Source organism: Exiguobacterium sp. s26, assembly GCF_018618235.1.
Classification (GTDB): Bacteria; Bacillota; Bacilli; order Exiguobacteriales; family Exiguobacteriaceae; genus Exiguobacterium; species Exiguobacterium chiriqhucha.
On the sequence record NZ_JACSLS010000023.1, the window covers coordinates 1 to 3,006 of the forward strand.

Annotated in this window: 1 rRNA gene; it reads right to left on the reverse strand. The window is 54.6% G+C overall.

The annotated features are described in order from the left end of the window. Positions 1–6: 6 nt before the first annotated feature. Positions 7–2,920, reverse strand: a 23S ribosomal RNA gene (locus KNP82_RS15340). Between the last annotated feature and the right edge of the window lie 86 nt (positions 2,921–3,006).

The window sequence follows — 3,006 nt, forward strand, 5'->3', positions numbered from 1 at the left end:
TTAGACTAGATCAAAGCCTCGACCGATTAGTATCATTCAGCTCCACACGTCGCCGTGCTTCCACCCATGACCTATCTACCTCATCGTCTCTGAGGGGTCTTTCTTGATTGCTCAAAGGGAAATCTCATCTCGGAGGGGGCTTCATGCTTAGATGCTTTCAGCACTTATCCCGTCCGCACGTAGCTACCCAGCGATGCTCCTGGCGGAACAACTGGTACACCAGCGGTGCGTCCATCCCGGTCCTCTCGTACTAAGGACAGCTCTCCTCAAATTTCCTGCGCCCACGACGGATAGGGACCGAACTGTCTCACGACGTTCTGAACCCAGCTCGCGTACCGCTTTAATGGGCGAACAGCCCAACCCTTGGGACCTACTCCAGCCCCAGGATGCGATGAGCCGACATCGAGGTGCCAAACCTCCCCGTCGATGTGGACTCTTGGGGGAGATCAGCCTGTTATCCCCAGGGTAGCTTTTATCCGTTGAGCGATGGCCCTTCCATGCGGAACCACCGGATCACTAAGCCCGACTTTCGTCCCTGCTCGACTTGTAGGTCTCGCAGTCAAGCTCCCTTCTGCCTTTGCACTCTTCGAATGATTTCCAACCATTCTGAGGGAACCTTTGGGCGCCTCCGTTACTGTTTAGGAGGCGACCGCCCCAGTCAAACTACCCACCTGACACGGTCCTCCAGCCGGATCACGGCTGCGAGTTAGAGACTCTATACGCAAAGGGTGGTATCCCAAGGGTGTCTCCACCGAAGCTGGCGCTCCGGCTTCACAAACTCCCACCTATCCTGTACATCGCGTACAAAGCCTCAATATCAGGCTGTAGTAAAGCTCCATGGGGTCTTTCCGTCCTGTCGCGGGTAACCTGCATCTTCACAGGTACTATGATTTCACCGGGTCTCTCGTTGAGACAGTGCCCAAATCGTTACGCCTTTCGTGCGGGTCGGAACTTACCCGACAAGGAATTTCGCTACCTTAGGACCGTTATAGTTACGGCCGCCGTTTACTGGGGCTTCGGTTCAGTGCTTCTCTTGCGATGACACATCCCCTTAACCTTCCAGCACCGGGCAGGCGTCAGCCCCTATACTTCATCTTGCGATTTAGCAGAGACCTGTGTTTTTGCTAAACAGTCGTTTGGGCCTATTCACTGCGGCTTATGTTGCCATAAGCGTCCCTTCTCCCGAAGTTACGGGACCATTTTGCCGAGTTCCTTAACGAGAGTTATCCCGCGCGTCTTAGAATTCTCATCTCGCCTACCTGTGTCGGTTTACGGTACTGGCGCCGACCTCCTTACTAGAGGCTTTTCTTGGCAGCGTGAAATCCGGTACTTCGCCCTACGGGCTCCACGTCACAGCTCAACCTTGTGTGCCGGGCGGATTTGCCAACCCGACGGCCTCGCTGCTTGTCCGTGCACTTCCAGTCGCACGGTTACCTTATCCTTCTGCGTCCCCCCATCGTTCAAACGGTGGTACGGCGGTACAGGAATATCAACCTGTTGTCCATCGCCTACGCCTTTCGGCCTCGGCTTAGGTCCAGACTAACCCTGAGCGGACGAGCCTTCCTCAGGAAACCTTGGGCTTTCGACGGAGGGGATTCTCACCCCTCTTTTCGCTACTCACACCGGCATTCTCACTTCCAAGCGCTCCACGGCTCCTCACGATACCGCTTCACTGCTGCTTGGAACGCTCCCCTACCATCCCTTACGGGATCCATAGCTTCGGTGGTATGTTTAGCCCCGTTACATTTTCGGCGCGGCGTCACTCGACTAGTGAGCTATTACGCACTCTTTGAATGGTGGCTGCTTCTAAGCCAACATCCTAGTTGTCTGTGCAACGCCACATCCTTTTCCACTTAACATACACTTTGGGACCTTAGCTGATGGTCTGGGCTGTTTCCCTTTCGACTACGGATCTTATCACTCGCAGTCTGACTCCCGAGTACAAGTTGCCGGCATTCGGAGTTTGACTGAATTCGGTAACCCTGTGGGGGCCCCTAGTCCAATCAGTGCTCTACCTCCGGAACTCTACACCTCGAGGCTAGCCCTAAAGCTATTTCGGGGAGAACCAGCTATCTCCAGGTTCGATTGGCATTTCACCGCTACCCACACCTCATCCCCGCACTTTTCAACGTGCGTGGGTTCGGACCTCCAGTCAGTGTTACCTGACCTTCATCCTGGACATGGGTAGATCACCTGGTTTCGGGTCTACGACGACGGACTGATGCGCCCTATTCAGACTCGCTTTCGCTGCGGCTCCGCCTCATCGGCTTAACCTCGCCCGCCATCGTAACTCGCCGGTTCATTCTACAAAAGGCACGCCATCACCCGTTAACGGGCTCTGACTACTTGTAGGCATACGGTTTCAGGATCTGTTTCACTCCCCTTCCGGGGTGCTTTTCACCTTTCCCTCACGGTACTGGTTCACTATCGGTCACTAGGAAGTATTTAGCCTTGGGAGATGGTCCTCCCGGATTCCGACGGGGTTTCACGTGTCCCGCCGTACTCAGGATCCACTCTGGAGGGGATAAGATTTCGGCTACAGGGCCGTCACCTTCTCTGGCCGACCTTTCCAGGTCGTTCACCTATCCTATCCCTTTGTAACTCCGTATAGAGTGTCCTACAACCCCAGGAAGCATGCTTCCTGGTTTGGGCTGTTCCCGTTTCGCTCGCCGCTACTCAGGGAATCGAATTTTCTTTCTCTTCCTCCGGGTACTTAGATGTTTCAGTTCCCCGGGTTTGCCTCACGCCGTGCTATGTATTCACACGGGTGTCCCGCCAGTCTCCCGGCGGTGGGTTCCCCCATTCGGATACCCCTGGATCAAAGTGTACTTACCACTCCCCAGGGCATTTCGCTGTTCGTCGCGTCCTTCATCGGCTCCTAGTGCCAAGGCATCCACCGTACGCCCTTTCTACCTTGATCTAGCGTCTAAGACACACGGTCCTCACGGACCATATGTGAAATAATTGGTTTGATGTCTTGATGAATCTTCAGTTTTCAAGGAACAA